The sequence below is a fragment of the Thermococcus prieurii genome, from assembly GCF_054657655.1.
Genome location: NZ_BAAHYH010000002.1, coordinates 471,725 through 496,259 on the forward strand (window position 1 = coordinate 471,725; position 24,535 = coordinate 496,259).

The 24,535-nt window shown below is 55.2% G+C and carries 29 protein-coding genes and 2 pseudogenes; 20 read left to right on the top strand and 11 right to left on the bottom strand.

The genetic code is table 11. The features are described from left to right. Positions 1-118: 118 nt before the first annotated feature. The 13 genes and pseudogenes from ACYQ04_RS05755 to nuoI all read left to right on the top strand — a co-directional run bounded on the left by ACYQ04_RS05755 (position 119) and on the right by nuoI (position 9,988). Positions 119-652, top strand: a complete 534-nt coding sequence (locus ACYQ04_RS05755; RefSeq protein WP_460128034.1) for a Na+/H+ antiporter subunit E — start codon at positions 119-121, stop codon at positions 650-652. Next, on the top strand, positions 649-903 hold the full coding sequence (locus ACYQ04_RS05760; RefSeq protein WP_099210451.1) for a monovalent cation/H+ antiporter complex subunit F: 255 nt from the start codon (positions 649-651) through the stop codon (positions 901-903). Before ACYQ04_RS05755 ends, ACYQ04_RS05760 begins: the two co-directional genes overlap by 4 nt. Beyond that, a complete protein-coding gene (mnhG, locus tag ACYQ04_RS05765; protein ID WP_460128035.1) occupies positions 900-1,307 on the top strand; it encodes a monovalent cation/H(+) antiporter subunit G in 408 nt (135 codons plus the stop codon). The genes ACYQ04_RS05760 and mnhG overlap by 4 nt, the downstream gene beginning before the upstream one ends. Beyond that, the gene (locus tag ACYQ04_RS05770; protein WP_099210447.1) at positions 1,304-1,588 is read left to right on the top strand and encodes a DUF4040 domain-containing protein; all 285 of its coding nucleotides are present in this window, start codon (positions 1,304-1,306) and stop codon (positions 1,586-1,588) included. Before mnhG ends, ACYQ04_RS05770 begins: the two co-directional genes overlap by 4 nt. Beyond that, a complete protein-coding gene (locus ACYQ04_RS05775) occupies positions 1,582-2,298 on the top strand; it encodes a Na(+)/H(+) antiporter subunit B (RefSeq protein WP_460129937.1) in 717 nt (238 codons plus the stop codon). Before ACYQ04_RS05770 ends, ACYQ04_RS05775 begins: the two co-directional genes overlap by 7 nt. Further along, entirely contained in the window at positions 2,295-2,651 is a 357-nt protein-coding gene (locus ACYQ04_RS05780; protein WP_099210443.1) for an NADH-quinone oxidoreductase subunit K, read from the top strand. The genes ACYQ04_RS05775 and ACYQ04_RS05780 overlap by 4 nt, the downstream gene beginning before the upstream one ends. Then, positions 2,648-4,143, top strand: a pseudogene (locus tag ACYQ04_RS05785) (proton-conducting transporter transmembrane domain-containing protein). The gene ACYQ04_RS05780 and the pseudogene ACYQ04_RS05785 overlap by 4 nt, the downstream one beginning before the upstream one ends. Continuing rightward, on the top strand, positions 4,140-5,987 hold the full coding sequence (locus tag ACYQ04_RS05790) for a proton-conducting transporter transmembrane domain-containing protein (protein WP_460128039.1): 1,848 nt from the start codon (positions 4,140-4,142) through the stop codon (positions 5,985-5,987). The pseudogene ACYQ04_RS05785 and the gene ACYQ04_RS05790 overlap by 4 nt, the downstream one beginning before the upstream one ends. Then, positions 5,988-6,887: a respiratory chain complex I subunit 1 family protein gene (locus tag ACYQ04_RS05795; RefSeq protein WP_099210437.1), complete on the top strand. Its 900-nt coding sequence runs from the start codon at positions 5,988-5,990 to the stop codon at positions 6,885-6,887. Between the two features lie 3 nt (positions 6,888-6,890). Beyond that, positions 6,891-7,469, top strand: coding sequence for a NuoB/complex I 20 kDa subunit family protein (locus tag ACYQ04_RS05800; RefSeq protein WP_099210435.1), 579 nt, complete (start codon positions 6,891-6,893; stop codon positions 7,467-7,469). Continuing rightward, the gene (locus tag ACYQ04_RS05805; protein ID WP_460128043.1) at positions 7,460-8,059 is read left to right on the top strand and encodes an NADH-quinone oxidoreductase subunit C; all 600 of its coding nucleotides are present in this window, start codon (positions 7,460-7,462) and stop codon (positions 8,057-8,059) included. The genes ACYQ04_RS05800 and ACYQ04_RS05805 overlap by 10 nt, the downstream gene beginning before the upstream one ends. 10 nt (positions 8,060-8,069) lie before the next feature. Beyond that, a complete protein-coding gene (locus ACYQ04_RS05810) occupies positions 8,070-9,254 on the top strand; it encodes an NADH-quinone oxidoreductase subunit D (protein ID WP_460129939.1) in 1,185 nt (394 codons plus the stop codon). Positions 9,255-9,259: 5 nt separating this feature from the next. Continuing rightward, positions 9,260-9,988, top strand: a complete 729-nt coding sequence (gene nuoI, locus ACYQ04_RS05815) for an NADH-quinone oxidoreductase subunit NuoI (protein WP_460129941.1) — start codon at positions 9,260-9,262, stop codon at positions 9,986-9,988. A gap of 18 nt (positions 9,989-10,006) precedes the next feature. On the opposite strand, the pseudogene ACYQ04_RS05820 reads toward nuoI, so the two are convergent. After that, positions 10,007-11,303: pseudogene (locus ACYQ04_RS05820) on the bottom strand (uracil-xanthine permease family protein). A 76-nt stretch (positions 11,304-11,379) separates the two neighbouring features. Further along, positions 11,380-12,720 carry a leucine/methionine racemase gene (locus ACYQ04_RS05825; protein WP_460128046.1) on the bottom strand — a complete coding sequence of 447 codons (1,341 nt, stop codon included), beginning with the start codon at positions 12,718-12,720 and terminating at the stop codon, positions 11,380-11,382. A gap of 115 nt (positions 12,721-12,835) precedes the next feature. Here ACYQ04_RS05825 and ACYQ04_RS05830 point away from each other — a divergent pair, with 115 nt between their 5' ends. Then, a complete protein-coding gene (locus tag ACYQ04_RS05830) occupies positions 12,836-13,297 on the top strand; it encodes an Lrp/AsnC family transcriptional regulator (RefSeq protein WP_099210425.1) in 462 nt (153 codons plus the stop codon). On the opposite strand, the gene ACYQ04_RS05835 is transcribed toward ACYQ04_RS05830, so the two are convergent. After that, positions 13,294-14,634: a DUF438 domain-containing protein gene (locus ACYQ04_RS05835; RefSeq protein WP_460128049.1), complete on the bottom strand. Its 1,341-nt coding sequence runs from the start codon at positions 14,632-14,634 to the stop codon at positions 13,294-13,296. The genes ACYQ04_RS05830 and ACYQ04_RS05835 overlap by 4 nt on opposite strands. Positions 14,635-14,730: 96 nt before the next feature. Continuing rightward, positions 14,731-16,059, bottom strand: a complete 1,329-nt coding sequence (gene hcp, locus ACYQ04_RS05840; RefSeq protein ID WP_460129943.1) for a hydroxylamine reductase — start codon at positions 16,057-16,059, stop codon at positions 14,731-14,733. Between the two features lie 215 nt (positions 16,060-16,274). On the opposite strand from hcp, the gene ACYQ04_RS05845 reads away from it, so the two are divergent. Beyond that, a complete protein-coding gene (locus tag ACYQ04_RS05845) occupies positions 16,275-16,661 on the top strand; it encodes a transcriptional regulator (protein ID WP_460128051.1) in 387 nt (128 codons plus the stop codon). 9 nt (positions 16,662-16,670) lie between these two features. Here the strand turns inward: ACYQ04_RS05845 and ACYQ04_RS05850 are convergent, their stop codons facing one another. After that, complete coding sequence (locus ACYQ04_RS05850) at positions 16,671-17,402, bottom strand: cytochrome c biogenesis protein CcdA (protein WP_460128052.1); 732 nt, start codon at positions 17,400-17,402, stop codon at positions 16,671-16,673. 61 nt (positions 17,403-17,463) lie between these two features. Next, positions 17,464-18,093, bottom strand: coding sequence for a glutaredoxin family protein (locus ACYQ04_RS05855; protein ID WP_460128054.1), 630 nt, complete (start codon positions 18,091-18,093; stop codon positions 17,464-17,466). An 81-nt stretch (positions 18,094-18,174) separates the two neighbouring features. Here ACYQ04_RS05855 and ACYQ04_RS05860 point away from each other — a divergent pair, with 81 nt between their 5' ends. Together ACYQ04_RS05860 and ACYQ04_RS05865 are read left to right on the top strand one after the other, a co-directional pair. Then, positions 18,175-18,642: a hypothetical protein gene (locus ACYQ04_RS05860; protein ID WP_460128056.1), complete on the top strand. Its 468-nt coding sequence runs from the start codon at positions 18,175-18,177 to the stop codon at positions 18,640-18,642. A gap of 99 nt (positions 18,643-18,741) precedes the next feature. Next, positions 18,742-18,999, top strand: coding sequence for a hypothetical protein (locus ACYQ04_RS05865; protein ID WP_167914734.1), 258 nt, complete (start codon positions 18,742-18,744; stop codon positions 18,997-18,999). Here ACYQ04_RS05865 and ACYQ04_RS05870 read toward each other — a convergent pair. Beyond that, the gene (locus tag ACYQ04_RS05870; RefSeq protein ID WP_460128058.1) at positions 18,996-19,547 is read right to left on the bottom strand and encodes a YbhB/YbcL family Raf kinase inhibitor-like protein; all 552 of its coding nucleotides are present in this window, start codon (positions 19,545-19,547) and stop codon (positions 18,996-18,998) included. The two genes, ACYQ04_RS05865 and ACYQ04_RS05870, sit on opposite strands and share 4 nt — an antisense overlap. A 71-nt stretch (positions 19,548-19,618) precedes the next feature. Here ACYQ04_RS05870 and ACYQ04_RS05875 point away from each other — a divergent pair, with 71 nt between their 5' ends. Genes ACYQ04_RS05875 through ACYQ04_RS05885 form a run of 3 tightly spaced genes read left to right on the top strand, consistent with a single transcriptional unit; the run spans position 19,619 to position 21,562 of the window. After that, entirely contained in the window at positions 19,619-20,080 is a 462-nt protein-coding gene (locus ACYQ04_RS05875) for a DUF2284 domain-containing protein (RefSeq protein ID WP_460128062.1), read from the top strand. Next, positions 20,080-20,577: a hypothetical protein gene (locus tag ACYQ04_RS05880; RefSeq protein ID WP_460128063.1), complete on the top strand. Its 498-nt coding sequence runs from the start codon at positions 20,080-20,082 to the stop codon at positions 20,575-20,577. The genes ACYQ04_RS05875 and ACYQ04_RS05880 overlap by 1 nt, the downstream gene beginning before the upstream one ends. After that, positions 20,564-21,562, top strand: a complete 999-nt coding sequence (locus tag ACYQ04_RS05885; protein WP_460129945.1) for a PIN domain-containing protein — start codon at positions 20,564-20,566, stop codon at positions 21,560-21,562. The genes ACYQ04_RS05880 and ACYQ04_RS05885 overlap by 14 nt, the downstream gene beginning before the upstream one ends. A 26-nt stretch (positions 21,563-21,588) precedes the next feature. Here the strand turns inward: ACYQ04_RS05885 and ACYQ04_RS05890 are convergent, their stop codons facing one another. The 4 genes from ACYQ04_RS05890 to ACYQ04_RS05905 all read right to left on the bottom strand — a co-directional run bounded on the left by ACYQ04_RS05890 (position 21,589) and on the right by ACYQ04_RS05905 (position 24,361). Next, complete coding sequence (locus tag ACYQ04_RS05890; RefSeq protein ID WP_460128065.1) at positions 21,589-21,936, bottom strand: toxin-antitoxin system TumE family protein; 348 nt, start codon at positions 21,934-21,936, stop codon at positions 21,589-21,591. Continuing rightward, positions 21,911-22,183, bottom strand: a complete 273-nt coding sequence (locus tag ACYQ04_RS05895; protein WP_460129947.1) for a hypothetical protein — start codon at positions 22,181-22,183, stop codon at positions 21,911-21,913. The genes ACYQ04_RS05890 and ACYQ04_RS05895 overlap by 26 nt, the downstream gene beginning before the upstream one ends. A 149-nt stretch (positions 22,184-22,332) precedes the next feature. After that, entirely contained in the window at positions 22,333-23,016 is a 684-nt protein-coding gene (locus ACYQ04_RS05900) for a hypothetical protein (RefSeq protein ID WP_460128068.1), read from the bottom strand. Positions 23,017-23,086: 70 nt separating this feature from the next. Beyond that, a complete protein-coding gene (locus ACYQ04_RS05905; protein ID WP_460129949.1) occupies positions 23,087-24,361 on the bottom strand; it encodes a RuvB-like domain-containing protein in 1,275 nt (424 codons plus the stop codon). Positions 24,362-24,535: the final 174 nt, after the last annotated feature.

Genomic DNA, 24,535 nt, shown 5'->3' on the forward strand with positions numbered 1-24,535 from the left:
ACCCCTATTTTAACCAAAAGTTCTAAACCTTTCTTATTCTCAGGTAAGGTTTATAAGTTATGGTTGGCAACCTTCGATAGTCACTCCCAAGAGTGCACCAACCTCCGGAGGGTTGAGTATGGAAGAAGCAAGTCCTGCCAGCAAGTTCGCTTACACGTTTATTGTGCTGTTCGTTATATGGTTGTTCTTTACCGCCAGTCTTGACCCGCAGGAGCTCGCCATGGGGGCTATAATGTCGCTTGTAGTTGCCGCACTCACGTACGATGTCTTTACAAAAGCAGGCCTTAGAAACCTTCATCCCAAAAGGGTCGCCTACGCGATAGCTTACATACCCTACTTCCTGTGGGCAATGATAATGGCCAACCTGGACGTGGCTTACAGGGTCCTCCATCCAGCGAGGCCGATAAGACCGGGAATCGTCAAGTGCAAAACCGTTCTCAACAGCGACACGGGCAAACTTGCCCTCGCGAACTCCATAACCCTCACACCCGGAACCATAACGCTCGACGTTGACGGGGACGAGTACTTCATCCACTGGATTTGGGTTCCGGACGAGGTTCTCGGAGCCAAAGAGGAATCAGAACACGTTGAACATGCATCTGAAGCTATAACAAAGCCTTTTGAAAAGTTCTTGAGGGTGATATTCGAATGATAGGGATTAACATTTATCTCGCCTTGATTGCGATAGCAACTCTCCTGAGTATGTACAGAGTTTTCAGAGGGCCAACGACCGTTGACAGACTTGTGGCAGTAGATATCATGACGACCATAACCACGGGGCTGATGGTTCTCTTCGCGCTCTACTACGGCAGGATGATTTACATCAGCGTTGCTCTGGTCTACGCGGTCCTCGCTTTCGGTGGTGTCATAGCGTTCGCCCGCTACCTGGAGGGAGGCCTATGAGCGTGCTCGCAGCAATCGGTGAAATCTTAGTTCTCATAGGAACGTTCTTCTACTTCCTGTCGGCGCTCGGCCTGATAAGAATGCCGGACGTTTACAACAGGATGCAGACCTCAACTAAGAGCGCGACGTTGGGTTCCCTTGGTGTCATCGTCGGAACCGGAATCTGGGCGGTTGGGAAGGGCCATTCTTTGGCGTGGATAGTGCAGACGATAGCGGTCGCGGGATTCCTGTTGCTCACCAACCCGATAAGTGCCCACGCCCTCATAAGAGCCGCCTACAAGCGCGGAATACCTCTCTGGCACGGAAGCGTCGTGGACAAGTACGCGGAGCACCTTGCGGGCAAAACAGAGGCAGATGAGGCCGCTGAAAAGGAGGCACCTGAGGCAGAGGGGGTGAGCGCATGAACTGCATAACGTGCATAGACTACATAATCATCGCAGTTATGATACTCTCGGCGATACTCGCCGTTGAGTGGCGTGACCTCTTGGCGGCGGCCGTCGGAATGGCGGCGGTAAGTTTGTTCGCCTCGATACTGTTCTTCATACTCCAGGCACCAGATGTAGCAATGACCGAGGCCGCCATAGGTGCCGCTCTGAGCGGTGCGGTCTTCATATTCGCCATTAAGAGAACTCAGAGGTACGAAACCGAGGAAGAGGAGAGGCCAGGGTGGTGGATAAGATGGTGAGCGTTCTAAAGAGGGGCCTCGCAATAATAACCCTCCTAATCATAGGTTATTGGCTCGCCCAGGGACTGGCCGGTGTTCCGTTCGGTCAGGATAAGATGCTCGTCGGCCAATACTACCTCGACCACGTCAAGCAACAAACTGGAGCCGTCAACGCGGTTACCGCCATAGTCGTGAATTACCGTGGCTTCGATACGCTCGGTGAGGTTACCGTGCTGTTCATAGCATCAACGGGTGTCGCCGCCCTCCTGTGGGGCAAGAGGAGAAAGAGGACCGCAAAGACAGAAGGTTCAATCGTTCTCACAACCGGAACCAGGCTTCTCGCACCTTTCGTGATACTCTTCGGTGCGTACATCTTCATCCACGGACACCTGACCCCGGGTGGAGGTTTCCCGGGAGGAGCGACCATAGCAACGGCGTTCCTGCTCATGTACATGGCCTTTACCGTCTACGAGATTCCACACAGGGCCTTTGAGAAGACAGAGGGACTCGTTGGAATGGGCTACGTCATCGTTGGTCTCATCGGCCTCGCGATAGGCGGCTACTTCCTCTTTGACTGGATATGGCAGACCTGGGGCTGGGGACACAACAACATCGGCAGACTCTTCAGCGGCGGCTTCATACCTGTGATTTACACAATCATCGGAATCAAAGTCGGCACTGAGCTGAGCGGAATCATCGACAACATGCTCAAGGAGGAGGTGAGCGAATGAGCCTACCACACATAAGCGCCTTCTACTTCGCCTCGATTGCCCTCGTGCTCATAGGCCTCTACGCGGTGCTCGTCAAGAAGAACATTCTCAAAATGCTCATAGGGCTCAGCATCATGGAAACCGGCGTCAACCTGCTCCTTATAAGCATAGGGTACATCTCAGGAAGGAGCGCGCCGATTCTGAGCGAGGGGATAGGGCCGAATCAGGCCGTGGACCCGATTCCGCAGGCTCTCGTTCTGACGGCGATAGTCATAGGTGTTGCCACCACTGCCATGGCCCTCAGCGCGGTTATAGTCCTCTACAAGCGTTACGGGACCCTTAACGTTGAGGAGATAAGGAGGTTGAGAGGATGAACGGGCAGTACGCTTCACTCCTCATAGCGTTACCGCTCCTCGGTGCCTTCTTCGTCCCCCTGATTAAGGGATTTGGAAAGAAGGCGATAAAGACCTACGTGCTGATAATCACCGCGATACAGACCGGAATCGCGGCGTGGGTCTTCCAGCAGGTTTACTCCACGGGAAAGCCGATAATCGTCATGGCAGGTGCATGGAAGCCGCCCGTTGGCATTAACCTTTACATAGGCTACTTCGCGGCGCTCTTCGTGCTCATAGTGGCTGTGGCGAGCTTCCTCATGGCGGTATTCAACTTCAAAGCGGTGGACGTTGAGCCAATAGACAAGTACGCCATGCTGTTCCTCCTGCTGATGCTCGGAGCCACTGGAATGATAGCGACCGGCGACATCTTCAACCTCTTCGTCTTCATGGAGATAACCGCCATAACGGCCTACGCGCTGACGGCTTACAACAAGACCGGTGAGGCGGCGGAGGCTTCGCTCAAGTACATGATTCTTGGAGGAATCGGTTCAAGCTTCTTCCTCATCGGCGTCGCGCTAATCTACGGCGCCACAGGGACGCTCAACATGGCCCAGATAGCTCAGCTCGTCGGCCACATCAACCCGACGGTTGCCCAGGTCGGACTGGCGCTTATAGTCTTCGGCCTCGCCGTCGAAGCCGAACTCTTCCCGCTCAACGCCTGGGCACCCGATGCGTACCAGGCAGCACCGCACCCCGTAACGACCATGTTCTCGGCCTTCGTCGTCAAGGCCGGCCTCTACGCGATGGCAAGGCTCCTCTACCTCATGAGCTCTGTTGGAACCTGGCACAACGTCCTTAAGCTCCTCGTAGTGATGGCCACCCTCACCGTCGTCGTGGCGGAGTTCTCAGCCCTGAGGCAGAGGAACGTCAAGAGGATGATAGCGTATTCGTCAATCAGCCAAGTTGGGCTTATAGCCCTCGCCTTTGCCCTGGGAACCCAGGCGGGCGTTGACGCTGGAGTCTTCCAGATGGTCAACCACGCGATAGTGAAGGTCCTCCTGTTCCTCGGCGTCGGCTACGTCGCGATACAGCTTGGAGGAGCAGAGATTGAGAACTTCCGTGGACTCGGCAAGAGGATGCCGGTTACCGCCTTCGGAATAACGGTCGGTGCCTTTGCCGCCGTTGGGATACCACTGTTCAACATATTCTGGAGCAAGCTCAGGATAATCCTCGCAACGCTTCAGGCGGGCTACACATGGGCTGCTTTCCTCGTCCTCGGCGCCAGCGTCGTGGAGGCGGTCTATTACTTCAGGCTGATTCACACCATCTGGTTCGAGGGGAGGGTGAGAGAATTTCGGAGAGCGCCCCGCTCGTGGCCATAGTAATTGCCCTGGTGATACTCGTGATAGCCATAGGAATCTACCCGAACTACATCTGGAGCGTCTCCCAGAAGGCAGGAAGCGACATCTTCAACGTGGCCCAGTACGTTAAGAACGTTCCACTCATGCCGCTCACGGGGGTGGGAGCATGAACGAGCTCATGATAATGCTCTTCGCGCCCCTCCTCGCGGGCTTCATAGCGTGGGTTATAGACGTTAGGGGAATACGCGAGGCCATCGGGATAATCGGCGCCGCGATTCCGCTGGGGATACTCATCCAGTATTACTCAACGATAACGGGCAGCAACCCTCACGTGGAGTACTCCCTGAGCGTAGGAGGCTTTAAGCTCCTCTTCCAGCTGAACACGATTAATTGGTACTTCGCGGTAATAGCTTCCCTCGTCGGAGTCGCTATGGCCTTTGGAATGGCCAGCACCTCAAGGAACTCCTACGAGTGGCTCTTCGCGCTCATGAGCTACACTGGAGTGCTGGGCGTCTTCCTCAGCGGGGACTTCGTGGGCTTCTTCCTGTTCTGGGAGCTCATGACGTTCGCCAGCTTCATGATGGTCCTCAGGAGGAACAAGCACGAGTCCCTCAAATACTTCGTTCTCAGCGTCATCGGCGCCTACGCGATGCTCATTGCGATAGGCATCATCTATGCGAAAACAGGTGCCCTCGACTTTGCATCAATCAGGCAGGCCCTCTACATGGACGCCATGGTCGGAAGCATGAGCAAGAGCCTCACGGCCCTCGTGTTCCTGCTCTTCGTAACGGCCTTCGGCGTCAAGGCCGGTGCCTTCCCGCTCCACGTCTGGGCACCGGGAGCTTACAGCGAGGTTGACCAGAGCTACACGACCTTCTTCAGCGGGGCTTTAAGCAAGGCCGGAGCCTACGGATTCCTGCTCCTCTACATCCTGATGGGAGCCAAGCTCTACGCCGCCCTCGGCACGTGGCACGGCCACATGATGTTCTCCTACATTATAGCATGGATTGGTGCAATAACGGTCGTCGTTGCGAGTTTCCTGGCAGTCCTTCAGGAGGACATAAGAAAGCTCTTCGCCTACTCCTCCGTTGGACAGGTCGGCTACATACTCCTCGGCCTCGGTGTTGGAACGGGACTCGGAATAACCGGAGCACTTTTCCACGTTCTCAGCCACGCGGTCTTCAAGGGCCTGTTCTGGCTCGTCGTCGCGGCGCTCATACTTAGAACCGGCAAGACCGAGTTCAAGGACTTCGGCGGTCTGGCGGAGAAGATGCCGGTAACCTTTGCCATGGCGCTCATAGCCGTGATGAGCCTCTCAGGAATCCCGCCCTTCGCGGGCTTTGCGAGCAAGTGGCTCATCTACGAAGCGGCGATAAGCGCTCACATGCCACTCGTCGCGGGAGCGATATTCCTAGGAAGCGGTCTCGCCTTCGCCTACGTTGTCAGGTTCCTCTACGCGGTGTGGTTTGGCCAGAGGCCGAGTGACCTTGAGGACGTCAAGGAGGCCCCGCTTCCGCTCCTCATAGGCATGTTCATACTCGCGATTCCGAACCTTGTCTTCGGTATCGCCCCCGGACTCGTCACCAAGTACCTCAACAAGCTCTTCGGTCAGACGGTAGTCGGTGGAAACTACTACAAGCTCGTGACCCCGACGGGAACTTACAACGCTCTCCTCGTCACCGTGCTCTTAATATTCGGCATCGCCGTCGCGGGGCTGATTTACATCTACGGGGCAAAGGCGAGGAGGATACCCATCACGAACACGTACCAGTCCGGTAACCCCGTCACCGAGGACTACAACCTCAGCATAAGGAGAAACTTCTACAGGCCCCTTGCGGAAGCCCTTGAGTTCTGGCTCAAGTACAGCTGGGACAGGTTTTACGAAAGGCTTGCAAGGATGTTTGAGGACTTCGCGGACTTCCTAAGGGAAGGCTTTTACAACGGAAACGTCCAGAGCTACTCCTGGTATCTGGCGATAATACTCCTAATCTTAGCGCTGTGGGGGGTGTTGTGAATGTTTGACTGGAAGTTAGCCCTCGAGGCGATTGGCATACTAATCTACGCGACCTTCATGGGCTTCATATTCATGGGCATCGAGAGGAAGGCCATAGCGAGAATCCAGCGGCGCGTTGGGCCACCGATATACCAGCCAATTATAGACACGCTCAAACTGCTCGGTAAGAAGGAAAGCGTGAGCCACGGCTTCATCTATGACTTTGGACCCGTGTTCGCACTGGGGGCCAGCATAGTGGCCCTGCTCTTTATCCCCATTGCCAACTTCCAGCTCTTCAGCTCAAACGCTGACTTAATCGTCGTTGCTTACCTCCTTGAAGTGCCAATGCTTGGTATAATGCTCGGTGTCATGAGCTCGGGAAACCCCTACTCGGCGGTTGGTGTTCAGCGTGGTCTGCTCACAATGGTTGCCATGCAGCTCCCCTATGGTCTGGCAATAATAGCGCTCGTCCAGCACTGGGGGACCTTTAAGCTGAGCAACATCGTCGCACTCCAGCAGGTCCACGGATGGAGCATAACCGTTCCAGCACTGTTCCTGGCGTTCATAGTCTTTGACATAGTCTTCCAGGCAATGCTCGGACTGGAGCCCTTCGACATCATGACAGCACCTGCAGAAATCTCGATGGGTGTCATGCTTGAGTACGGTGGCAAGCACGCGGCTATACTCTTCACCCAGCACGCGGTTCAGCTGTTCGCCGAGACCGCGTTCTTCGCGGTGCTCTTCCTGGGAGGGGCAAGCAACCTCTTGGTGCTCCTGGTAAAACAGCTGGTCGTGCTCTTCATAGCGATATTCGTCGCCAGCATCTACCCACGCTTTACAATCGACCAGGCCGCGAAGTTCTTCTGGAAGTGGCCGACCATACTGGGAATAATAGCCGTAATCCTCACGATGGGGTGGTGAGGTATGGAAAACGACTTCATAAGCTATGAACTCAAGGAGTTCAAGGTCTTTGAGCCCCTCTTCAGGTGGGCGAGAAAGAAGAGCCTCTGGATAGTGGCCTTCTGTACGGGATGCGGTGGTATAGAGATGCCTCCGCTGGCAAACGCACGCTACGACTTCGAGCGATACGGTATAATGCCCAACCCCGCACCAAGGATGGGCGACCTCTTCCTTATCACCGGCTACGTCACGCCAAAGACCCTCAAGAGAATCATCATAACGTACGAGATGATGCCAGACCCCAAGTACATCCTCGCCCACGGCTCATGCCCCATCAACGGCGGTGTTTACTGGGACTCCTACAACGTTGTCAAACAGCTAGACAAATACATCCCAATCGACGTGGCGATAGCCGGCTGCATGCCGAGGGCCGAAGCCGTCATGCAGGGAATCATGGACATCATGAGGAAAATTGAGGACGGAACGGCAGATGGTTGGAAGAGGTATAGGGAGAACTACGAGTGGTATAAGAAGAACCAGGACGAGCTCTTTGGAGAGGGATGGCGTGAGAAGGACGCGAAGAGGTGGTTGGCATGGCTGTGAACGATAACAAGGTTGAGAACAAGGCGGAGGAGAAAGCAAAACCCCAGGGGATCCCCACGGAGGAGAAGCCAGAGCTCCCTAACACCAAAGAGGGCAGGCTCGTCAAGGAAATCCTCGAAAAGGCCCCCTACGCCGAAGGAAGCGTCAGGCGCGAGAGGAGGGTTGAATTCAAGGTCCCGGCCGAGAGAATCCACGAATTCCTTGAGCTCGCCAGTGAGCGGTTTGAGATGCTCATGCAGATAAGCGTGGTTGACTGGCTCAAGGAGAATGAATTTGAGCTCGTCTACCAGCTCTGGAGTGTCAGTGAGGGCGTTCACGCCTTCGTAAAGACGAGGATTCCAAGGGAGAACGCCGAGATGCCAACCGTGATGGACATCTGGTCCGTGGCGGAGACCTACGAGAGGGAGGCGCACGAGTTCTTCGGCATAATCTTCAAAGGCAACCCAAGACTCGGGCCGTTCATCCTCGAGCCGCGCGAATACGAGAAGCACCCGCTCAGGAAGGACTTCAACACGCTGAGCTACGTTAAGCAGATATACGGTGAGGACTTCGACAGGTACGATGAGAGTAAGACGAACTACGTGATATGAGGTGATGCTCATGGCGAATTTGGAGGTTCCGCGCGAGCTTAGGGAAGAAGCGAAGGCCCACGACATGTACCTTCATCCCATTGACAAGGACACCTACGAGCTGTTCTTCGGCCCACAGCACATGGCCACCGAGAACTTCAGCATAATCCTGAAGATGGACGGCAACAGGGTGGAGAAGGCCATAGTCAACCCCGGCTTTCTCCACAGGGGCTTTGAGAAGCTCGCCGAACAGAGGCCCTACTTCACGAACATCGCCCTAATCCTCCGTATCTGCGTCCCTGAGAGCGACGTTCCCGAGAACATTTATTCAATGGCCGTTGACGAAATAATGGGCTGGGAGGTTCCGGAGAGGGCGATATGGATTAGAACAACAGTTCTTGAGATGGCAAGGGTTACCTCGTGGCTGTTCTGGATAATGGGATTTGGAAACGAGATAGGCCTTTACACCGCCGGTCAGTGGGCCGCGGCTTACCGTGAGAGATTCATGCGCCTGTTCGAGGAGCTCACCGGCGGGAGGGTCTACCACATCTATACCGTTCCCGGAGGCGTCAGGAGGGACATCCCCGGCGACAAGTGGCTTCGCCAGCTCCGCGACACCGTCGAGTACATCAAGTCCAAGCTCAAGGACTTCGACGAGATACTCTTTGACAACTATATTATGTTCGAGAGGACTGAAGGCGTTGGAGTTATGGACAAGAAGTTCGCCCTCAAGCACGCCGTCACCGGACCGAACCTCAGGGCGGTCGGGATTCCCTACGACGTCAGGAAGGACGACCCCTACTACCTCTACCCCGAGCTCGACTTCGAGGTTCCCGTCCTGAAGGAAGGAGACAGCCTCGCGCGCGTTCTTGTCAGGAGGTACGAGCTGGAGCAGGACCTCTACCTACTCGAACAGCTCCTCGACATGGGGCCGCCAAGCGGGCCCTACATGGTGCAGGACCCCAAGCTCAAGAACCTGCCGCGCTTCAAGGTCCCGGCGGGAGACGCTTACGCCCACGTCGAGAGCACAAAGGGCGACTTCGGTGTCTACATGGTGAGCAACGGTACCCACAAACCCTACCGCGTCCACTTCCGCGGTCCGAGCCAGAGCCACGGCGTTACGGTGCTCGAGGAGCTTCTAAAGGGAGCTCGCTTGGCGGACGTGCCGGTCATATTGAAGACCCTTGACAACTGCCCGCCGGACATAGACAGGTGATGACGATGCCCGCGAGAGTCGTTGGTGAGGAGAAGGTCAAGATTAAGAAGTCATTCGTCAAGCCCTGGCTTGGCCTTAAATACCTCTTCAAAAAGCCCGTCACGATAAAGATACCGGAGGAGAGGATAGAGCCGGCACCGAAGTACAGGGGATTCCACACACTCGACTGGAAGAAGTGCGTTGGCTGTAACTTCTGCGGTCAGATATGCCCGGCGAGGGCAATAGAGATGACGTGGCTCGAAGTGGACGGCAAGATGGAGAAGAGGCCCCACCCGAAGGTGGACTACGGCCGCTGTACGTTCTGTCAGTTCTGCGTTGACGTCTGCCCAACGGGAGCCCTCGGCTTCACGGAGGCGTACTACCTCTCAACCGGTGGCAGTGAGGAGGACCTCGAGCTCTTCAACTGGGTTCCCATTCATCCCGACAAGGTCAGGGAGCTCAACGAGAGGTACGGTGACTACCGCTTCCCGGTCGTCAAGATTGAGAAGCTCGGCGATGGGGCCTACCGCTACCACCTCCGCGATGGCGAGGTCTTCGAGTTCAAGATACTCGGCTACGGTATAAGACCGCCCAAGAAGCCAACTCCAGCCAAGCCCACCGCCAAGGCCACTGCAAAGAAAGAGACCGCCAAACCTGCTGAGAAGAAAGGGGCGGCAACTGAAAAGAAGGAAGGGGCCGAAAAGGTAGAGAAGAAAGAGGAAGCAAAGCAGGCCGAAAAGAAGGAAGGAACTTGAACCCTCTTTTCTTTCCTTTCAAAGGATTCTTTCAAGGATTATTGCAGTCAGGGCTCCCACTGCCATGCCCGACTCGAGTATGCTCGAAACGAGCCTTGGAAGGGATTCGAGCAGCTGAGGCGGCAGCTGCGGCGCGCCAAGCCCGGCTATCAGCGAGGCCGCGAGAATAAGCGTGTTCCTGTCGTTGAACTCGACCTTTTCTTTTATCAGCCTAAGCCCAGTAACGCTTATCATGCCGTAGAGGGCCAGCGTCAGGCCGCCGAGGACTGGGGCGGGCATTGAGGCCAAGATGCCCGCGAACTTCGGGAGGAGCGAGAGGAGAATCAGGATAACCGCCCCCACCTGAACCACGTGCCTGCTGCCGACTTTGGTAAGGGCAACGACACCTATGTTCTCTGAATAGCTCGTGGTTCCGCAGGCCCCGAGGAAACCGGCTACCGAGCAGGCGAGGCCTTCAGCGCCTATGCCCCTTGCTATCCTTCCCTCGGTTATCTCGGAACCGGTAACCGTTGCTATCGCGTGGTAGTCACCAACGCTCTCGATGATGCTGACCATGAAGGCGAAGAGGAGGAGCACTATCGCCGTTAAATCGAATACCGGCTCTCCCCAGGGGAACGGCTTGGGAACGCTTAGAGCGGGAAGGCTTTCCACGAGGTTTAGGTTGACGAGGCCAAGGGGAAAGCTCACCGCGTAGCCAACGAGGGCACCCACAACGACCGGCATTGCCCTCGTTTTCCTTCCCCTCAGTGCAACGAAAAGGGTTGTGAAACGTTATCAGACCCACAAGCACGGCCCTTCCGACGGTCCCGCCGGAGGGGTCGGCGTAGGCGTTGAAGAAGTTGTTAACGGCCACGTCGGCGAGACTGAACCCGATGAGAGTTATCGTAACCCCAGTAACGAGGGGCGTGAAGAGCTTCCTGACCTTTCCGATTATTCCGAGCCAGCCGATTAGGGCCTCAATCAGCCCGCCGACGATTAGCGCCCCCTGAACCGCAGCCATTCCAATGCTTGAGCCAATCGCTATCAGCCCGGGGATGAAGGCAAAGCTCGAACCTTGGACTATCGGATAGCGCGAGCCTATCGTCGTCTGGAGAAGCGTTGCTATTCCCATCGCCAGCAGGACGGCCTGTATCATCGTCGCTATCTGGGAACTGCTGAGCCCTATCGCCCCGCCTACTACCAGAGGCACCGTCACCGTCGCCCCAAACATCGCCAGAACGTGCTGAAGGCCAAAAACCAAAGCCTTGGAAGGTTCAACCCTATCCTCTATCCCCACTTTAAGACCGGGTTTCCTTGCGTTTTCTAGGCTTTCCATTGAAGCCCGCTCGGGTTGTATAGGCATTTGTATAAAAAGTTTTCGGAAAAGTTGAGAATAAGTAGGCTTTTGTCAATCACCACCCCTGCACCTTTTCAAGGACCTCATCTGAAACCCTGCCTTCCTCCACGTCCTCGATTGCTTCTTCAAGCCTGTCAAGGCCTTCCTCAAGAAGTTCCTCCTCTATCGTCAGCGGGGGCTGAATCCTCAAGACGTTGCCCTGAAGGAAAGCCACGAGAAGGCCTAGTTCATAGGCCCTCCAGACGACCTTCTTGGCCTCTTCGTAGGCCCTCTCCTTGGTTTCCCTGTCCTTAACGAGGTCAACGCCGAGCATCAATCCAAGCCCGCGGACGTCGCCGATGAGCTCGTGTCTCTTCCTCATTCTCTCCAGTCTGTCCTTAGCTTTCCTTCCAAGTCTTTCGGCCCTCTGTAGGAGGTTCCTCTCCTCGATTTCCTCGATGACGGCTAAAGCCGCGGCGCTGGCGACCGGGTTCCCGCAGAGCGTGAACGCATGTCCCAGGGGCGGAATTGAGTCCATTATCTCATCTCTTCCAATCACGGCGCTTATTGGCAGTCCACCACCGAGGGGCTTCGCAAGGGTAATTATGTCGGGCTCAACGTCGAAGTGCTCGATGGCAAACCACTTTCCCGTCCTCCCGAGACCGCTCTGGACTTCATCAACGCCGAGGAGAATACCGTGTTCATCGAGGAGCCTTTTAAGCTTCCTGAAGTAGCCCTCAGGAGGGACCACCATCCCTGCGTCGCCCTGTATCGGCTCGGCTAAGAGAAGAGCGACGCCTTCCGCATGAACCTCGCCCTCAAACTTCTCCTTGAGGTACTCGAGGCACTCCATACGGCACTTCCCCGGTTCTTTCCCGAAGGGACAGCGGTAGCAGTTTGGATACGGTATGAAGTGAACATCGCTGAGCTGGCCGACCTTTGAGCGGACCTCGAAGTCAAGACCGGTAACGCTCATGGCACCGTAGGTGGACCCATAGTAGCTCCTTAGGTAGCCGATTACAACCCTCCTGCCGGTGTAGGCCCTCGCGAACTTTATCGCGCCATCGTTCGCATCGCTCCCGCTGAGGCCGAAGGCAACCTTCGCGTTCTCAACCGGTGCAAGTTCGCTCAGCTTCTTGGCCAAAAGGTATGGCTCGGCAGGAAAGCCGTAGATGAAGGTGAAGTGAAGCAACCTCTCGGCGGTCTTTTTGACGGCCTCAACGACCCTCGGGTTGTTATGCCCGACGTTCTGAACGGCCGCATCGCTCAGGAAGTCTATGTACTCCCTCCCCTCAACGTCCCAGACGAGGGCGTTTTGGGCCTTGTATGGCACGACCGGCCAGTATGTTACGTGGGAGGCCCGGGAGATGTAGCGTGAATAACCCTGGATAACTTCATCCTTTGAGGGCAACAACATGGAACCACCGTTAACCATATGCGTTTGAAATTAATAGGAATTTCGGTTAATTTTTGCGGAATTAGCGGAAAACTTTAAAAATAATATCACAAAAGTTCAAAATTGGTGGGCTAAAATGGCTGAGATTGAACGACTTGACGAACTCGACAGGGCGATACTTCATATCCTCCAGGAGGACGGGAGGGCCAGTTACTCGGAGATAGCGAGGCGCCTAAAGGTGCCGGAATCAACGGTCAGGCTCAGGGTTAAAAAGCTTGTTGAGAGGGGAGTCATAAGGAAGTTCGCGGCGCTGATAAACCCCTTCAAGGCCGGCTATTCAATAGTGGCCTTTATAGCGGTGGACGTTGAGCCGAGCAAGATAAAGGAAGCCGTTGAAAAGCTTAAGGAGCTCCCCGAAGTAGACGTCCTAGGCATAGCGACCGGGGCCCACGACATACTGATGCAGGTGACGGTGAAGGACCTCCACGAGCTTGAAGACTTCCTTGTAGAGAAGCTTGGCTCAATAGATGGAATAAAGAGCACGGAAACCTCAATCCTCACGAGCGTGAAGAAGTGGGGCTACGCGAGGGTGTTCTAATCCCTCCAGTCGAGCAGTCTCTTCTCGCCTTCTATCCTCTTATACTCTTCGATGTCCATCGTAATCTCAAGGGTTCCCATGTAGCTCCCGTTCCTGTCAAAGAGGGGCATGTACTTGATGTAGACGTACTTTGGGCCGAGCCTGAGCCAGAACGTTGCCTCCTTTTTTCTACCCTCCTTGAAGGCCCTCAGGATTTTGTTGACTATGTGAACGCTTTTCGGGGGGTGGCAGAGCTGAACCGGCCTTCCGAGAATCGATGGTGTCCTCGTGAATATCCTCTCGCCCGGGGAGAAGAACCGAACGCGGTCATCCTTGTCAATAAACGTCACATCAACCGGCAAAGCCTCAAATATGGCCTTAAGCTCCTCGACGCTCACAAAGCCCGTGCCGAGGTCGATGTCCCCCTCGCGCCTCAGCTGGCCGTTGTCAAACTCCAGGGGCTGGCCTTTAAGGGCCTGCTGAACCTCCTTTGGAAGGCTTAGCAGTTCCTCCGCGCTCAGCTCCGGGTTGATTTGCCAAGGCTGGAGCGGTTTAACGTCCTCTCCGGGGTCCCATGCAGGCGGGTTCACCTTGTAGTAGCCAAGCTCGTCATCCTGCATTCTTACAGCCTTCCACTCGCCGTCGCTGAGGAGGGCCTTGAGGGTTGGGTAATAGATGTTGTTCTCCCTGAAGACCATATCGCTCAGCGCAAAGGATGCCTCACCGGCTTTCGCCTTGAAGCGCTCCACGAACTCCTCCCAGGGTATCTCATTCCTCCGGGCCAGAAGTCCGTAAAGGTGCTTTAGCATGAACCTTATCTCGTCGTGTTTCGTCCAGAGGACGGTTGCTATGGCCGTCAAGCCCCTCCTCTCAATGTAGGGAAACGTCAGCATCTCGTCGCGGTTGTAATGGGTGAAGCCGACCTTCCGGAGGTTCCCCACGAGCTCCTCCAGAACTCCAAGGATTTCCTCCCTCATGCGTTCGTCTTTTGTTGTTGCGAGGGTTCTGGCGTAGAGGTTCAGCATCTCCGCGTCCTTGAGGATTTCCCTGTTCTCCATGTAGCGAACCCAGAGGGGATGCCCCTCGGGAAGTTCCTTCTCCTCCACCTCGTCCGTTCCCTTCACAGCCTCCCTGAAGAGCTCGACGTGAAGGTCGCACATCTTGGCGATGTCCTTGGCGGAAACGCCTTCCTTCACGAGCTCCTGCTCGATGATTGGAATCTCAAGGGGAGATATCGAGCTTAGAACTGCCCGGAATTCCTCCTTGAGCGAATTAACGTCCTCACCGTTATGAATTCTGAGGAGAAGGGCCTTCAGGGCTTCCTTCTTCTGCTCGCGGTTTGAGAGCAATTCAGTCATGATACCACCTTCATGACAAATGTCATGAGGGACATATTTAAGTCTTTCTGGGCAGAAATGTGTATGAAAGAACATGAAGAAAAGGAGGATACGAAATCAGTCGAGGAGGGGCGAGTCCCCGCTCACAGCGGTGGTGGAGTTGAGCATTCTCTTTAAGTCCTCCTCGGGCTCACTTATGAGCCTGAGGTCGAACTTCTTCCTGAGGGTCTCGAAGACGTTCGGCGTGAAGAACTCTGGAGCCTTTGGTCCGATGTAGATGCCCTTGATTCCCAGGTAGAGCAAGCTGTAGAGGATTCCAATGGCCTTCTGCTCCATCCAGCTGAGGACTATGCTGACAGGGAGCTCGTTGAGGCCGACGTCCAGCTCCTTCGCGAGCGCCCCTGCAATCTGGATTATTGAGTAGACGTTGTTGCACTGGCCGAAGTCCATGAAGCGCGGTATTCCCTCGATTTCGCCGTAGTCGCGCCTGTTGTAGCGGAACTTACCGCACGCGGCCGAGAGGATTATGGCGTCCTTGGGCACCATCGCGGTGAGCTTCTCGTAGTAGCTCATCTTCGGGTTGGGGACGTCACAGCCACCTATGACGAAGACGTGCCGTATCTTGCCCTCGTTTATGAGCTCGATGAGCTTATCCATGAGCGGGAGCACGTTGGTGTGATGGAAACCGGTGACGATGTAGCCGTCGTCCTTCCTTTCCATCTTCGGCGTCTCGAGCGCGCGCTTGATGAGTGGCTCGTAGTCGTTCTCGAGGTGGGGAACGCCCTCAAGGCCCGCTATGTCGGTGGTGAACATCCTGTCGGCGTAGCTCTTCGGTGGTTGCTGGACACAGTTGCTGGTTCCGAGGATTGCTCCAGGGAACTCGGTGAACTCCTTCCTCTGGTAGACCCACGAACCTCCCCAGTGACCGTAGAGGGACTTGAACTTCCTGAACTCTGGATAAGAATGGGCCGGAAGCATCTCTGAGTGCGTGTAGACCTTGATTTCATCCTCGAGGCCCATCTCCCGTATCTGCTTGAGGAGCTCATACATGGCCCTGTAGGTGTGGCCGGTAACCACTATGCCGTGGCCTTCCGCCGTTCCTGTCGGAACCTTGACCGGTTCCGGCTTTCCGTAGGTCTCGACGTAAGCCCTGTCGAGGAGCTCCATGGCCTTGAGGTGTATCCTACCGTTCTCGAGGATGAGCTCGAGGAAGCGGTTCTTGTCGAAGTTCACGTTTGTAAGCGTTGAGTAGAGACCTTTAGCCAAGAAGAAGCCGATTTCATCGTCCTTGTAGCCGAGCTCGTAGGCGTGGTAGTAGTAGGCGGCGGTTCCCTTCATTCCGTAGATGAGGGCCTCTTGGAGTGAGTTCAGGTCAGGGTCCTTTCCGCAGATTCCCCTGAAGGTACATCCTCCCGGCAGGCTCATCGAACACTGGTCGCACCTCATCAGAACGCCAGCTTCCTTTCCACTGCTCGGAACCTTCACGACCATCTTTCCACCCCCCTTATTATGACACCTGTCATATGAATGTTATGGTAAGTGATTTAAATCTTTTATCCAGAACAAGGCCAGACTCTTGGTTTACAAATCAACAAAAACAGGCCGACTACGTTTTCAAAAATACCAAAAGCCTTAAGTATTCCGCGGGTCATGTTTTGCATATGAAGGTCAGCGCCTTTGAGGTCGCATCCCGCTACGTTTACCCCTCCCTCAGGAGACGCCTCGTGGAGCACCTCAGGGAGAAGGGATTAAAGCAGACCGAGATAGCGGAGCTCCTCCACGTCACCCAGTCGGCGGTTTCGCGCTACCTCAACATGGACAGGGGTGCTCTCATAGACGTTTCAAGGTTCAGGGAGATTGACGAGGACCTCAAGAGCCTTGCGGACGAGATAATTGAATTCCGGCCGAGCGAGTACGAGGTTCACATGAGACTCATCGGCATAGCCATCAAGATGCTTGGCAGGGGTTACGTCTGCTCCTTCCACGCCAGGATAGACCCCGAGGTGAATCCCGCAGAGTGCAGGGTCTGCATAGAGCTGTTCGGCTAAAAAACAAAATTACGTGCCCCCACCGGCCAATAACACCCAAACACCTATCGCGATGAGCAGAATTCCCGCGACGACCGAGAGTTCCATACTGTGCCTAACCATCGCCTGGGAGAAACGCTTGCTCTCGCTCACGCCCCCCATGGCGAGAAGGATTACGACGAGGGGGAGCACGAAGATGACGTTGTAGAGGGCCAGTAGAAGCAGCGCAAGGGCCCGATTTCCGTGCGCTATTATCGTTGTGTAGACGAGGTAACTGCCGGCGGAACAGGGGAGGAGCGTCGTCGAGACTACGACACCGAGGGCAAAGGAGCCGGCGAAGGTCGCGTCGGCGCTGAATATCTTCTTCCTTATCTTTCCCTTGTCGCCTATCCTCGAGCGCTCCATTATCCCCGTGACTATTGTGTAGACTCCGAAGCCTATCGCGAAAACTCCAGCCGCCCAGAGGGGGATGTAGTGACCGAGGAAGAGCAGGCCGAGGCCGAGGAGGTAGTAAGAGACGTAAACGGCCAGGATAAAGGCCGAGCCGATGATGTAAAGCCTCCTCCGCGACACTTCTCTCACGGATATCGCGATGAGGAGCATGGTGTAAATCACGAAGGTGCAGGGGTTTATCGAGTCGCTCATCGCCAGGGCGTAGAACTTGGGGATAAAGTCCGGAATGCCCAGGAGGTAGAGAACGAGGGCGCTTAACCCAAAGGAAGCCAGCAGGATTATCGCGAGGGCTTCGATTTCGCTCTTCATGGTGGAGAATACTCGGAAGGACTTTTCACCCTTTCCAAAACGAAAGGTTGAAAACGAAAGGTCAGCCGGTCGAGTTTCCGGTGGAGGTCGAGTTGGTCTTCAGCTCGTCGAGTATCTTCTGAACATCAACGGACTCGTGCTTCACAAATATCTTGTAGAGAGCGTCTATGACGAGCTTCGCCTTGGGGTTCTTGTACGGGAACAGATAGGTCTTTCCGTTGAAGAACAGAACGCCGTCGTTGTTTATGGCTGCTGCCAGAATCTGCGGAGTAGCCGTAACGTTGTATTCGCCGTCTATCACAGCGTAGAGGGTTCCGTTGTAGGTAATCGCTATTGCCGGGACGCCGGTTATGCCGGTGAGCTGTGCGAGCTCCCCAAAGAGCTTCATGTTGGTCTGGTTGTTAACGAGCTCGTAGTATGTGAGCGCATCCTTGCCGTAGACTTTGGGAATCCACTCGTGCATGTGCCGGCAGTGGGGACAAGTTTTCATACCGTACATGTAGAAGTGAATGGCGTTAAAGTAAATCCTCGTGCCGTTGACGTCAACGTAGGCAGGCTTCGAGGGAGTTGCTGTGGTGGTTTTCTGAGGGGAACCGCTTGAGGTCGTTGAACCCGTGCCGTTGCTTCCGATACAGCCGGCGGCAAAGCCGACCAGCAGAAGGACCATGATTACAAGCCCCGCTTTTTTCATCGTACCACCTGGAATTAATGTCTGCTGGGACGTTATAAAGTTTCACGCCGGAAGCCTTAAATCGGAGTTATCCCTATGAGTATGGGGGTCTTCATGCAGGCATGGTACCGCTCGCGGGCCCTTTACGATGCAGTTATGAAGCTCGTGAAGGCAGGGAAATTCAACGAGGCAATGAAGCTCGCCAAGGGAATACCCGATGGGAGCGTCCGTTCCAAGGCCGTTAACGGAATAGTCGTGGAGATGGCGAAGGCTGGGGAGGATTACAGGGATGCCCTCGATAGGGCGATAGAGACGGCACTCTCAACGAAGAACCCGACGAAGAACCTGATGGGTCTGGCCTTTGAGTTCCTTGAGATGGGTAAGTTCGACGACGCCCTCTACATAGCGGAGCATATAACCGACTTAGCAAACCGCTCGAAGGTGCAGGCGGAGGTCGCGCTCAGGCTCGCGAGGAAGGGTGAACTCGATAGGGCGATGAAGCTCATAGAGGACATCCTCGACGAGGACGTCAAGACCTGGGCAACCTCAATGCTCGCGAGCGAGCTTTAGCGTGAGGAAGTTAAAACCAGCCGTGTTATCTGCCGTTTTTGACAGAAATCCCGCCACAACCCTTTTTTAGTGGAGCCCGTTTTTATCCCGGGTGAGACCATGAACGGCGGAGAGATAATCGGACTGCTCGGAATGTTGCTCCTCGTGAGCGCCTGGGTTCCTCAGACCTTGGAGACTATAAGGACGAGAAAGTGTCCCCTGAACATGCAGTTCATAATAATCTACGTGACCGCCTCGACCCTGCTGACGATATACTCCTACATAATCGGGGACTGGATATTCTTCGCCCTGAACTTCCTCGCGGCGTTGCAGAGTGCGATAAACCTCGTGGTAAAGTTGACGGAAAAGAAAAGTTAGCCCCTCTTATAGAGCCCCACGAGCTCTCCCCACTGAATAACGTGGCCTTCCATGGCCTTTTCCAGTTCTTTTCTCGTCGCCCCCGGCGGAAGGTTCAGCGTCGTGTCGAGGGCGTAGACCTTGAAGTGGTAGTGGTGGACGCTCCCCCTCGGCGGACAGGGACCACCGTAGCCTATCCTTCCGAAGTCGTTCCTCCCCTGAACCATTGGAATCGGCTTCTCAACCTCGCCGACCTTCGGAACAGCCTCGGGAATCTCGCCCACCGGCGGAATGTTCCAGGCAATCCAGTGGGTGAAGGTCCCCGCGGGAGCATCTGGGTCGTCCACGATTATGACAAGGCTCTTCGCCTTCTCGCTTATGTTCCCGATGAATATCGGCGGGTTTATGTCCTCGCCGTCGCAGGTGAACTTAACGGGGATGTAGCTCCCGTTGTGGAAGACGGAACCGACCTCAAGGGTCTTAGGTGCGGTCGTTTTCTCACCTCCCCCGCTTATACAGCCAGACCCGATTAGAAGCGCGATTATTAGCAACGGCACCCAGCTCCTCATGTTCAAACCTGCGTCTTCATCCGTAAAAGGGTTGCGCCAACGTTAAATACTCCGCCGGCGTTTAACATACCATGCGCGTGCTCTGGGAGAAGGAGATACCGGCCGAGGAAATCGTCGTCTCGCCAAGGCCGGTCTGGAAGTGTCGAACCTGCCCGATGTACGGGAAGAGGCCGAGCTGTCCTCCCCACGTTCCGGACTGGAGGGAGGCAAAGGAGTGGGTGAGCCACTTCAGCAGGGCCATCCTCGTAAAGTTCGAAATCGACATGGAGCGCTTCGAGGAGGAGAAACGGGAGGCAATCCTCTACCTGCTCAAGCGCGAAGGGGAGCTCTTTAAGGAGGGAAAGCTCTACGCGATGGCCCTCTTCCCCGGCAACTGCAACCTCTGCACGGACTGCCCCTTCGAGCGCGGTGAGCCCTGTAGAATGCCGACTAAAGTCCGGCCGAGCCTCGACGCCATTGGGATTGAAATCAGCTCGCTGGTTCAAATAGACTTTTCAGAGAGCGCCCTTTACGGAATGATACTGGTGAAGTGATGAACATGGCACCCATAGCCTACGTTACCCTGCTCGGTCGCTCGCCCTGGGCGGTCGTGAACACCTACTACAAAATCCTGAAGGAGGGCAAGGGAAAGCGGGAAATCCGGCGGGTCTACGTATTCACTGAGGAGCGCTACCGGAACCTCCTTCCAAAGGTTGTGAAGGCCATAGAGACCATATCCAAAGCCTACAACCTCAGACCGAGGATTGAGACCGTGGTAATTAAGGACTACGGCTTCTTCGAGGCTGACAGGAAGTTCAAGGAGCTCTTCTCGAAGCTCGAACGCGAGGGTTACAAGATAGGCCTCGACATAACCTCCGGCAGGAAAGCCCTGGTCGCGGCCGCGATAGTTCAGATTCGCGAGTTCCCGGTGTCGTTCATAGTCTACATGGGCCTGCTTGACATGGACTTCCCGGACAGGCCCTACATGATGATTCCAACCCACATGCAACCCATCAAGAACTTCTTGGGGGATGGAGATGAAGCCCGCTGAGGTCATAGTGAAGCCAGAACTGCAGGTCCTCATGAACGTCCTCGCCGAGAGGGGCGAGCTACGGGTGAGTTACCCGCTCTACGGCCTTCCTCTCCTCCGGGCGGAGCCGAGCGAGAGGGGCTACCGCCTCGAAGTCCTGACGGACAGGAAGACCTTCAACGCCCGCGTTCCGCCAAGGCTCTCCTCAGAACTGCCGACGTGGAGCGACTTCTACGAGTGCTTCATCTCCGCCGGAATCCTCCGCTACGACAACCTCGACGAATTCGAGAAGACCCTGGAGCTCTACGAGAGGCTGAAGAAAGGCGTTGCATTCGCGCCCGATACGAACCTCTTCTACCACCGCTTCATCTCCTCCTACAGACCGCTCGATGGCTACCAGATAGTCGTCGCCGAGGGCGTCAAGAAGGAAATCGAGGACGCGATGAACTACAAGTACAGGCACAAACAGCTTGAGGAGATTTCACGCGAGGTTCTCAACGCCCACCTCCTGAGGGAGTTCAGCAACAGGCGGACGAAGAGGAGCCGGAAAGCGGCCTACATAGCCCTCAAGGAGTTCGAGAGGCTGAAGCCAAGGATAATCATCGCCGAGAGCGTGAGCGAGCCGGCCCACAACAACGACGAGATTATCGTCAAGTCCCTCAAGAGGTACGACAGAATGACGCCCACCCTGCTCGTCTTCCTGACGGCGGACATAGCGATAACCGACGTGGCGGAGATGGAGGGGCTTGAGTACTTCCTCTTCAAATATCCGCGGGAGGAGCTCGGAAGACACGAAGTCTCGGCTTACCAGCTCAGGACGCTCCTCTTTAACCTCTCGGCCGTCTTCGGCGTGATAGAACTCAACGGAATCCTCGTCTTCGGCGAGTTCGGGGGCAAGGCGAACCTCGATGAGCTCAAGCTCGTCTTCGAGCGGGAGGACCGGGTTTACAACGAGTTCACCTTCCACCTCAAGCTGAGCAGGGAACTGGCGAAGATTATGGGGTGAACCGCGTGAATAGTTACCCAATTCGGCTATGCTTTCAATTTTTCCTCAATGGTTTTTAGGACGTCTTCAAGCGACACCTCATTCGAGGGCTGAACGTTGTCCTTGGAACCGACGTGCTTATGATGTGGAAATGTCTCCAGGTGCCTGTGATGCGGTGCGTCATCCCAGCGAATTAGCAGATTTCCGTTTTTCTGCCACTGAAAAGAATAGCTGTACTCATTCTCGGAAACGAACTCTCTGATGTAAAGAACGCTTCCGTCCGTTAATTCCGCTTTGATTTTCAGGAAATAGAAATCCCTGCCTTCCTTATAATCAAGAACCTCGTACTCCCTGACGACCGGGCTACCCTCAAGCAACTCTAACTCTCTGAGCATTTTCAATCTCCTTCAGTCTGCTTTCGAGCTCCTTTAGTTTCTTTAGGTAAGCCTTCCACTCGATGTAGTCGTCCCACTCCTCAAAGGACTCCCCCGAGCTCTTTAACCTCCGCTCAAACTCCTCGAGCGTCATTCCGTATTTCTCTTCAAACAGCCGGAGTTTCTCCTTTATCGGGGCAATCTCAGAGAGTATCCTGAGCTTCTCATGAAGGAGTATGTCTCTCTTCGAAACTATGACCTCGCTCATTTTCACCACTGATTAAGCATATTCAACTTCGAATAAATACCTTTTGTGAACGAACAGTGACACAGGTCATTGGCTGACGCAGAGCTCTTTCATATAATTTCCACCGATGCCGGTAAGAAGAAATAGGGGTAGCGAACTCCCTCATCCTCTCACCCCAACGTCAGTCTGCCTGAAGAGACGTTCGTGCCGTTGCAGAGGACCGTGAAGACATAGTCATTGGGTTTGAGAACCCGAACCACGAACTTCATGTCTCCCACCTGGAGCAGGGTCCTTTCGGTGACGTTGTTCAGCTCACTGGCACTGACCCTCGCAGTGAGGGTAATGTTCCCCTCTGGATGAACGGTGAGGTAAGCCGTTGTTCCGACGAGCCCGTTTCCTTCTTTTCTTGAGATTGAAACCGGAAGGGGGTCAGAGTAGGCAACGCACGTAGCCCCTTTGATTTCCCGCCCGTTGATGCTTACGTTGACGTCCTTCGGAACGAACGCTGGAACGAGCTTGAGAACGTAGACCGTTATGCTCGCGTTCATGTTTCCCTCAACTTCAGCTGTGAAAGCGTAGAGGGTGACGTTGGTCGAGTTCAGAAAGCGCTCAACCTCATCGAAGTACGCCATCGGGGCCGTCAGCCAGCCAGAAAATGTTCCGTTTATCTCCGCGCTTCCAACGGCGCTCGTGAAGGACGAGCTTCCGCCGGTTTGAATCCCGGGAGAAGAAGATGTTGGGACGTTTCCGGTATCGTAGGTCTGGGTTTGGGTTATTCCCGGGGTTGAGATGCACCCGCTAACGAGTGCCCCGAGGAGAATCAGAACAAGAACAATGGCGTTTGTTTTGTCCATACTCCCACCGTGAGTGTTAAAGAATTAAAGCTTAAAAGTGTTACCCGAGGGAACCAAAGAAAAGAGGAACTCAGCTCAGCATTCCCTCGAGCTTCTCGACGAACTCGATGCTCCTCCTGAGGTCGGCGAAGTACTCCTTGGCCTTCTCGACGTGCTCCCTCTCGACCCTTCCGCCCTTGGCCAGAACGCTCGCCGGCGCGAGAAGCTGGACGGCGTAGCGCAGGCTGGTCTTCTCACCGAGCTCCGCGAGGTACTCTATGGCCTCCTTGCTCACCTCAATCTTCTCCTCCCTCGCGCGAATCTTGACTATCTCTCTGATTTCCTCTTTCTTGTAAGGTTCGGTGTTGATTATGAGCAACCTGTCGAGCATGTCAACTGGGATTCCGTGCGGTGCCTCGATGTCGGTGCCTCTAATCTTCGTCCTTCCCCTGTTGGTGGCCAGGATGAGAATCGGCGCGAGCTCGCCCTCCATCGCCCTCGCGAGGAACGAGAAGGCCTCGATGTCGAGCATGTGAACCTCGTCTATGAAGAGCACTCCCGGAACGAGAGTCGCCCTTCCCTCTTCAATCCAGCCCTTAACCGTCTCGTCAACGCGCCTCCTGACGTCGTCGCTTATCTCCGCCCCTGTGCTGAAGAGCAGGCCGAAGATGTTTCCGCGGGCGTTGGCAACGTCAAGGTCATGGAGCGTGACGGTGTAGGTGAACTCCTTTATCTTGAGCACGGGCCCGCTCGGAAGGCTGACCTTGCGCTTGAAGAAGAGCCCCTCTTCCTCCTTCGTCGTTCCGACCTTCGAAACCTTGCCCGTTTCGGCGTCAATCTGTATGACGTCGCCTTCCTCAACGCCGAGCTCCATGAGCTGGTAGGCTATCTCCCTGCCGGCCCTTATCGTCTTCTCGTCGTCCCTCGTGCGGAGGGTTATGATGACGCTCTCCGGAATCTCGACGTAGGGGTTGAAGGGGTGCCTCGTGCGCCTTATCTCAATCTTCTTGACCTCGCCCTCGTAGACCTTCCTCTCCTCGCTGATTCTAACGCCTATCGCCCGCCTCATGGCCTGCTTGAGGAACTCCGTCTTGTTGACCTCGGCCGAGTAAATCTCGCTTCCCGCTATCTGGACGAAGGGAACGTCCTCACCGAGTTCCCTCGCTATACCCATCGCTATCGCCGTTTTACCGCTCCCGGTCGGGCCGACGAGGAGGATTCCCTTGCCGGCGAGCTTCCCGCGCTTTATGAGCTCGACCGCAATTCCGGCCGCTTCCCTCGCCTTAACCTGACCGACCATGCCATCGGCGATGAACTTGGCCCTTCCGTTCTCGTCGAGGCCCAGGCCCTTTATGTGGGAGTGCATTCCAACCCTCTCGAATGAAACCTTGGCGACCTCTTCTATGACAGCCGGCAAGGTCTCACCCCCTTAATCTTTCCGGAGGTAACTAAAAGAGGGAGGATTTAAAAATTTGACGGACGGCTCAGGTGGGTTTTCCGGGCATCGGTTACCCCAAAGGCCAATGTCATCATCGCCAGA